Annotated in this window: 8 protein-coding genes; 2 read left to right on the top strand and 6 right to left on the bottom strand. The window is 56.7% G+C overall.

What is annotated here, in order from left to right:
* The 3 genes from Q0R02_RS09930 to rpsU form a co-directional block, all read right to left on the bottom strand.
* The coding region (locus tag Q0R02_RS09930; RefSeq protein ID WP_293882997.1) for an FAD-dependent monooxygenase at positions 1-437 on the bottom strand (437 nt) is incomplete at its 3' end.
* Positions 344-568: an FAD-dependent monooxygenase gene (locus tag Q0R02_RS13820; RefSeq protein WP_367271453.1), complete on the bottom strand. Its 225-nt coding sequence runs from the start codon at positions 566-568 to the stop codon at positions 344-346. The genes Q0R02_RS13820 and Q0R02_RS09930, both read right to left, overlap by 94 nt.
* A gap of 423 nt (positions 569-991) precedes the next feature.
* Entirely contained in the window at positions 992-1192 is a 201-nt protein-coding gene (gene rpsU / locus Q0R02_RS09925; RefSeq protein WP_293882995.1) for a 30S ribosomal protein S21, read from the bottom strand.
* Between the two features lie 86 nt (positions 1193-1278).
* Here rpsU and Q0R02_RS09920 point away from each other — a divergent pair, with 86 nt between their 5' ends.
* Positions 1279-1662: a hypothetical protein gene (locus Q0R02_RS09920; RefSeq protein WP_293882992.1), complete on the top strand. Its 384-nt coding sequence runs from the start codon at positions 1279-1281 to the stop codon at positions 1660-1662.
* A 544-nt stretch (positions 1663-2206) separates the two neighbouring features.
* Here Q0R02_RS09920 and Q0R02_RS09915 read toward each other — a convergent pair.
* From Q0R02_RS09915 to Q0R02_RS09905, 3 genes are read right to left on the bottom strand one after another with little or no spacing between them, the layout of a single operon-like run.
* Positions 2207-3136 carry a VOC family protein gene (locus Q0R02_RS09915; RefSeq protein ID WP_293882989.1) on the bottom strand — a complete coding sequence of 310 codons (930 nt, stop codon included), beginning with the start codon at positions 3134-3136 and terminating at the stop codon, positions 2207-2209.
* 52 nt (positions 3137-3188) lie between these two features.
* On the bottom strand, positions 3189-4037 hold the full coding sequence (locus Q0R02_RS09910) for a fumarylacetoacetate hydrolase family protein (RefSeq protein ID WP_293882986.1): 849 nt from the start codon (positions 4035-4037) through the stop codon (positions 3189-3191).
* Positions 4034-5665, bottom strand: coding sequence for a bifunctional 3-(3-hydroxy-phenyl)propionate/3-hydroxycinnamic acid hydroxylase (locus Q0R02_RS09905; RefSeq protein WP_293882983.1), 1632 nt, complete (start codon positions 5663-5665; stop codon positions 4034-4036). The genes Q0R02_RS09910 and Q0R02_RS09905 overlap by 4 nt, the downstream gene beginning before the upstream one ends.
* A gap of 178 nt (positions 5666-5843) precedes the next feature.
* On the opposite strand from Q0R02_RS09905, the gene Q0R02_RS09900 reads away from it, so the two are divergent.
* Positions 5844-6767 carry a TonB-dependent receptor gene (locus Q0R02_RS09900; RefSeq protein WP_293882980.1) on the top strand — a complete coding sequence of 308 codons (924 nt, stop codon included), beginning with the start codon at positions 5844-5846 and terminating at the stop codon, positions 6765-6767.
* Positions 6768-6842 lie beyond the last annotated feature (75 nt).

Below are 6842 nucleotides of genomic sequence, written 5' to 3'. Positions count from 1 at the left end.
ACCACGGCTTGCCTGGCAATCGCCGCGGCCTCTCTTGCGATCGTTCGCCAAGTCGGATCAGTTGCGACCAGCAGCCATCCCCTTTGCAACAGGTCCAAAAACGAGCGTGGAGCGCTGCCCTCCCCGATTGGGAAGTGGGGTGCCCGCGTACCCGGCTGTCCGCGCCACTCGTCTGGCCGCTTTGCAGCGGGAAGTTCGGGACCTGCGCCAATTATCGCAGTGGAGCGGTAGATTTGCCCAAACTCCATCGCATCGTCGTCAATGATCGGCTCGTCTTCCGCCCAGCCTTGGGCTTCCTTGGCATAGTCAGGACGGGCAAATATCTGCTGGTGCCGCCGCCACGCTACAGGTCGCCGCTCAGCATCGTAGCTGTCGAGTAATGCTGGCGAGGACGAGCCCGAAGCGACCGCGGCCAGTTTCCATGCGAGGTTGTGCACGTCGTGGATGCTGGTGTTGGCGCCATATGGCGCTCGATCGTGATTGCCTCGACACCCTGTGCGGCAAGAAACACAGTAGCGGAAAGGCCGACAAGGCTGCCGCCGATCACCAGAACTTGAGTATGTTGCATTGAAAAGGTCCTCGCTTCAAACGCCGCAGGCTCGGCGAAGAACGTGCAAGGCTGGAGGAGCTCCTAAATGCCCCATCGCTGGACCACTCGGACACCGCTACGCAGCAGACACACGCCCACCTGCGTCGCGGTCCGCGGCTTCCTGGAAGGGAGCTGGATATACCCTGCCCCAAGCAGGGTGACCGGGGTTCACCACATCCGGTCCACCATTTTCGACAAAGAAAACTTAGAGTGTCGGAACGTGATTTGCAATCGCTTTGCGGCACTGGCTGTCGCGTTTTTCAGAAATTGGTTGTTATTGGACAAAGTGAAAAGATGGAGCGCCAAGCCTCGCCCATTTGTACCTATAACGCGTCGGATATTTACCATGGTAGTAAAGGCGGTGATCAAGGCGGCATAGCAACGGCCGCGCCTTACGAATAGTCAGCTATCGCGTTCGGCACGCTTGCGGTCGGCTTTCCTCGAACGGCTGATTGCCGCTGCTCTTTCGCGGGCTCTCTTTTCGGAAGGCTTTTCGTAATGTCGACGAAGCTTCATTTCGCGGTATACGCCCTCGCGCTGCAGTTTTTTTTTCAGCGCGCGAAGGGCTTGGTCAACGTTATTGTCGCGGACGATGATTTGCATACGAACCTAGCTTTCAGATGGCAGGATGGTTTGTCGATTGCGAATCGCCTTATTGTCTAAGGACTGACAAGCCAAGGCCAGAAATCATGAAAGATCCGCACACCTACGGCCGCTGGTGCGGGTTGCAGGCACGCCTGAAAGCCGACATTCTCGAAATTACCATTGTAGGCTTGGAGTTGGCATATGCGCGTATTGCTTTTCGGTCTTGTTGCAACTTTGGCTGTCGGTTGGAGCGTGCCGATCTTCGCGCAGGCGACCACGCGTCCGTGTGGCGCAGAGGAGGCCGGCCCCGCTTGCCTTTTAATCCAAGCGAAGATCTCGACTCTGCCGACCGGAAGAATATTCTGGCACTTGGATCGGTTTACATCGACAGATTCCGCACAAGCTGCCGCAGCAACTACCAGCGTGGTGGTGCAGTCTTTCGGCTCAGCCTGGCTATTTACGCTCGCCAGCAAAACCTGGCGTCCTAAAGGCGGCAGCCATGTCTCGACGGTGGGGCCTCTGCCGTTGGCCCCGGCGAGGAGCTATGTTGCCGAGTACCTTCGGTCCATTTTCACGCCCGGCATGACGGCGCCGTTGCATGTCCATTCTGGGCCAGAGGCATTCTTTGCCGTGAGCGGTGATACTTGCCTCGAGACACCGGCTGGCATTCAGATCGGGAGGGGACCAGGAAGCAGCCTGATAATCCGGGCTGGACCCCCCATGCTTCTTATGGCGATCGGTACTATCCCCCGACAAGGCTTCGCTCTCATTCTTCATGATGCTCGCAAGTCTCCAACGACCTTAACACAGGCCTGGCGTCCACGAGGGTTGTGCGCACGGCAGCTATCGTCGGATCGAGCCCAAAAAAGGATCGGGAACTGACAACCGGACATTGCATCCTGCTCAATTGCATTCGACGTGCCTGATCGGAGTTCAGAGCGCCCCGGGCGGGCTACAAACCGATAACGTTGCGTCCGCAAGCTTGGAACCGGCTGCCGCAACCGAAAAAACTTATGAGACGACACAATGCAATTAACTCTCTGTACTAATTTCATAATTGTGAACAAAGTCCGTTGGCACGGGCGGTCCCCAATTGGCTAGGCTGTCTGCCATCCTATAATTCGTTGGGGACCACTCCGCATAGTCGTCGATATAATCCATGTCGGAATAATATTCGAACCAGCTGCCCCACGGGTCCTGAATGTAATGAAAGAAGTTTGATCCGATTGTGTGGCGGCCGAAACCCCAGTCGCCTTTCCCCATTTTCTCGACCAACGCACGTCCTCCGCGACCGACCTCGTCCGGGTCCTGCACTTGAAAACTGCCATGATGAAAGCCGACGCCTGGCGATTTGGCGAAAGCAAGCACGTGGTGATCGCTGTCTGCGCGCGCGCAGCAGAAAGCAATTATATCCTGCGCGCGATCGGCTAGTCCCATGCCCAAAGCTTCAGTGACAAACTTCACGCTGGCGGGAACATCCGGAGTAAAAACTAAAACATGGCCAAGTCGCCTCGGGGTTGCCGGTGAATAGGAACTACCGGGCAGCACAGCCGGTCGACGCTTGCGAACGATTCGCCCTGGACCATTGACGCTGAATACGGGTCCCGCAACAAGCTCCGGATCAGCGGGTTGCTCGCTTAAGTGAAGCAACATGCCATGCGGATCGGCGACCCAAAGGCCATTGTCCGAATAACCCCTGGGCGGATCGACCACATCACCGCCAAACTCGACAACGTTCTCTGCGATCAAGTCCAGATTATCCGCGCGAAGCGCGACGTGGTGCAGTCGCTTGACGGGAAAGCCACCCACCAGCGTGATGGAGTCACGGTTCTGGCCTGGACAACGCAGGCGCGCAATATCGCCGTCGACCGTCGCCACCAATCCCGCGTCTGTGTAAAATCGAACACCTTCGTCGAGATCGGGCACTTCCAGAGTAAAAGACAGAATTCCCAGAACGGCCATGGTTTTTCCCTCTCAGAATACACGCTGACCATTTTTCGGTTCAGCCAATTGCCTAGGCAACCTTGTTTTCGATCGCACCAATCTTTTCGACTTCACAGCGTATGACATCGCCGCTCTGTAAAAAGGTTGGAGGCTGCCGACCCACGCCGACTCCCTCGGGTGTCCCCGTGGCAATCAGATCGCCCGGTTCCAAGGTAAAGGCTGTCGAAAGATAGGCGATTTGGGCATCGATGCGATGAAGCATGTTGGCCGTGTTGTTGGACTGTCGAATTTCGCCATTAACCCAACACCGCAGTTCGAGCGTTTGCGGATCAGGGATTTCATCTGCGGTAACGATCCACGGACCAATGGGTCCGTGGGTGTCGAACGACTTACCCATCGTAAAGGTGGGCGAATGGAATTGCCAATCGCGGGCGGACACGTCGTTGGCGACAAAATAACCGAAAACATAAGAAAGAGCATTTTCAGCCGTTACGGCCTTGGCACGGCGGCCAATCACCAGCCCAAGCTCAGCCTCATAATCGAGTTTTTCGGTGACGCCCGGTTCGATTATATCGAACGGACCGGCGAGACAGGTGGTTTGTTTATTGAACCAGACCTGATGTTGAGAACGCTGGACACCAAGCCTGTCGGCTTCTTCCAGATGCTTTTGGTAATTCATTCCAATCGCAAGATACTTACCGGGCCGCTCGATCGGCGCTAGCAGCTCAACGTCAGCGAGCGGCCTGCGCGGTGCCCCGAGTGCTGTGGTGCGCACTGCATCGAGTCCGTCCGGCCCAGCTTGGATCAGCGCGAGCATCGTTGGGTAAGCAAGTCCGGCCCCCGTCAGATCTGCAACCTGCTCGGCCTCGACGAGGCCAAGTTTTGGGCCATCATCTGTTTGAAAGCGAGCGAGTTTCATACGTGCTCCTTGGGGTTTTGATCGCTCTGAGTCTTGGTGACATGCACGCCAGCTACGGTGAGGTCCGCAATCAGCGTGCGCGCAAGCGCGGCGAAGTTGCTTCGGTCATCCGCGCCCCCATAGACGTAGAAGTCAGGCCGAACGATCATCGCACTCCAGCCACGCTCGTCCAGGAATGCATCAATCCTTCCGTCGATGTCGCGAACCGCATCGGCTGACCCGTTTGTTGATAAATCGATATAGTGCACACCCAAGGTAGCAAGAGCGTCGCGGCTGCTTGGGTCAAGCGCGGCTTTGCCATCGAACCCGCGGGTGATAACAACGAATCCGCTGCCGCCATGAACCAGGTCGTCGAGGCGAATGCCATGCCCATACTGTTCGATCATGCCATGGGGCGACAACAGCCCAGCACCCGATTGCAATTGATCATCGGCAGCGTGATGGAGCAGCCCACCGACAAGTTGTGGGAAGGGCGGCAGGGGCGGTGCTGCGCCACCGAGAAAGGCGAGGTCGCGCTCCGCCGCTGCTGCGGGGTCAGGAATACAGATCATCTGACCGAGGAAGATCGCCATATCGGTAATCTGGCTGACATGCGGAAGGCGCTCGGTCTGATATGTGTCGAGCAACCGGTCATCGGCTTTGCCATCGAGAATGAGCGCCAGCTTCCAGGAAAGGTTCCACGCGTCTCGTAAACCCGAACACATGCCCTGGCCCATGAAAGGCGGCATGACGTGCGCCGCATCGCCCGCGATCAGCAACCGTCGGTCACGCCAGCGATCGGCGATGAGCGATCGAAAATTATAAACCTTGTGGCGGACCAGTTCCACATCGTCGGGCCCGGCCCAGGCACTAAGCAGTTCCCAAACCCGATCCACGCGCTCCAGCTCTTCGACGGTTTCGCCTGGCAGGCGCATGAATTCCCACCGACGAAACTTCTTACCGTCGCGCACACCAGCCGGTACAATCGTAGTAGGCCGCGCAGGATTGCAATATTGCCCGGCATCCGGGATTCCCAGTTTCTCAATCGTCACGCCGTCCTTCAGCAACACGTCGATCACAAGCCAATCTGCTTCAAAGCCACGGTTCTCGCGCGTACTGCCGATGGCCTCGCGTACAATCGAATTGGCGCCGTCGCAGCCCACCACATAACGAGCAGAGAGCCGCTTTTCCACGCCCGTGTCGGCATGTCGAAGCACGACATGAGCAAGTTCTGCATCCTGCTCGATGCTGATAGCCTCCCACCCCATATGGAAAGCGACGCTCGATTGCGTTTGCACCATAAGGTCCAGCGCTTTTTCCAAGGTTGGCTGGTGGACGAAGTTGACTTCCGGGCCACCTGAAATCGATGTCTTCTGCCAATCGATTACGAGCAATTCCTTCCAGTCAGCATTGAACCATTGATACAGCGGTCCGGCGTGGGTTACCGACGGCAATATATCGCCCATGCCGTTTGCCGCCAGAACGCGATAAAGTTCGTGATCGACGCATACGGCGCGGGGTAGGGGGTAACGCTCAGTCCACCGTTCGCACACAGCAACCGATCGTCCCTGACGTCCGAGCATCAGTGCCAGAGCTTCGCTGACGGGACCATAGCCGATTTGGATCACGTCGTAGACCGCGTCGCTCATTCTTTTCTCCTGGGCCAACGTCTGCGCGCTGCGCCCTACTCATGGTGTCGATATTGTCATCTTGACACTAACGACACTTTGAAGTCAATGATACGTGGAACGTTGCCAATGAGAGCAACGCAAAGCGGACCGGTCGGCGAAAAGTCCCCGGCGGACGTACCATGGAGAGGATCTGCTCATGAGTAAGAAGAATTGTCTTTCGTCCGCGGCGCTGACCTGCATTATGCTTGGCTACTGTGGCACGGCGGTTGCACAAGTTGTAACCAGCGGGACCGCACCGCCGCAGGCGACAGTTCCGGAGGTTGCGCCCGCTCCAGCCCAGGAGGGTTTGGGTGACATTGTCGTCACTGCTCAGAAACGTTCGGAGTCGGCACAGCGGATTCCGGTCAGCATTACTGCGGTCAGCGGTGAATTATTGGCGAGCCAGGGCGTCAAGGATCTTTTTCAGGCAGTTACCATGGTGCCGGGCGTTGTGTTTTCGCGGGCACCCGATGACGGATTGGCGCTCACCTTTCGCGGCCTCGGCACGCAGGCGCGGCCACAGGCCTTCGAACAATCGGTCGCACTGTTCAGCGACGGTGTCTTTCTTGGCAAAAGCCGACTGTACTCCACAGGATTCTTTGATATCGATCGGATGGAGTTCATCAAGGGTACGCAGTCCACTCTGCTGGGCAAGAATGCCAGCCTTGGCGCGATTAGTGTCATCACCCGACAGCCCGGCAAGACTTTCTCGGTGGAAGGTCGCGCCGGGTATGAATTTGAACATGGAGGGTATCAACTCGATGCAGCAACCGACCTTCCGGTAAGCGATAAAGTTGCGGTCCGCATTGCGGCGCATTACAACGATCTCGATGGATGGGTGCGCAATGATTTCACCAATCATGACGGACCACAGCATAAGGATCTTGGGTTACGGGCAACGATCCGCGTCGATTTGACCGATCGTTTGAAGATCACGCTCTCCGATCAGTATGCAGAGAATATTCAGATCGGTTCAAGTTATATACGCTCGGGCCAAACGATCGAACTCCCCGAAGCTACCTCCACCAAACGCGCCAAAGCTACTTCAAAGGCCACCCGCAAACCTGCAAAAGTGAAGTGATTGAAATTGGATTACGAGTTTCAAAAACGTAAGTACTGCAATATTAGGTGCTACCAAAAAACAGCAGTTGCTGGA

The organism is Sphingomonas sp. (assembly GCF_025353885.1).
Taxonomy (GTDB): domain Bacteria; phylum Pseudomonadota; class Alphaproteobacteria; order Sphingomonadales; family Sphingomonadaceae; genus Sphingomonas_O.
Note: the sequence above shows the minus strand (reverse complement) of the source record. Positions and strands in the feature narration are given on the sequence as shown.

Excerpts from the sequence above, each read along its gene's own strand:
- Q0R02_RS13820 (WP_367271453.1), bottom strand. The coding sequence starts at position 568 with ATGCAACATACTCAAGTTCTGGTGATCGGCGGCAGCCTTGTCGGCCTT.
- Q0R02_RS09900 (WP_293882980.1), top strand. The coding sequence starts at position 5,844 with ATGAGTAAGAAGAATTGTCTTTCGTCCGCGGCGCTGACCTGCATTATG.
- Q0R02_RS09915 (WP_293882989.1), bottom strand. The coding sequence starts at position 3,136 with ATGGCCGTTCTGGGAATTCTGTCTTTTACTCTGGAAGTGCCCGATCTC.
- Q0R02_RS09920 (WP_293882992.1), top strand. The coding sequence starts at position 1,279 with ATGAAAGATCCGCACACCTACGGCCGCTGGTGCGGGTTGCAGGCACGC.
- Q0R02_RS09910 (WP_293882986.1), bottom strand. The coding sequence starts at position 4,037 with ATGAAACTCGCTCGCTTTCAAACAGATGATGGCCCAAAACTTGGCCTC.
- Q0R02_RS09905 (WP_293882983.1), bottom strand. The coding sequence starts at position 5,665 with ATGAGCGACGCGGTCTACGACGTGATCCAAATCGGCTATGGTCCCGTC.
- rpsU (WP_293882995.1), bottom strand. The coding sequence starts at position 1,192 with ATGCAAATCATCGTCCGCGACAATAACGTTGACCAAGCCCTTCGCGCG.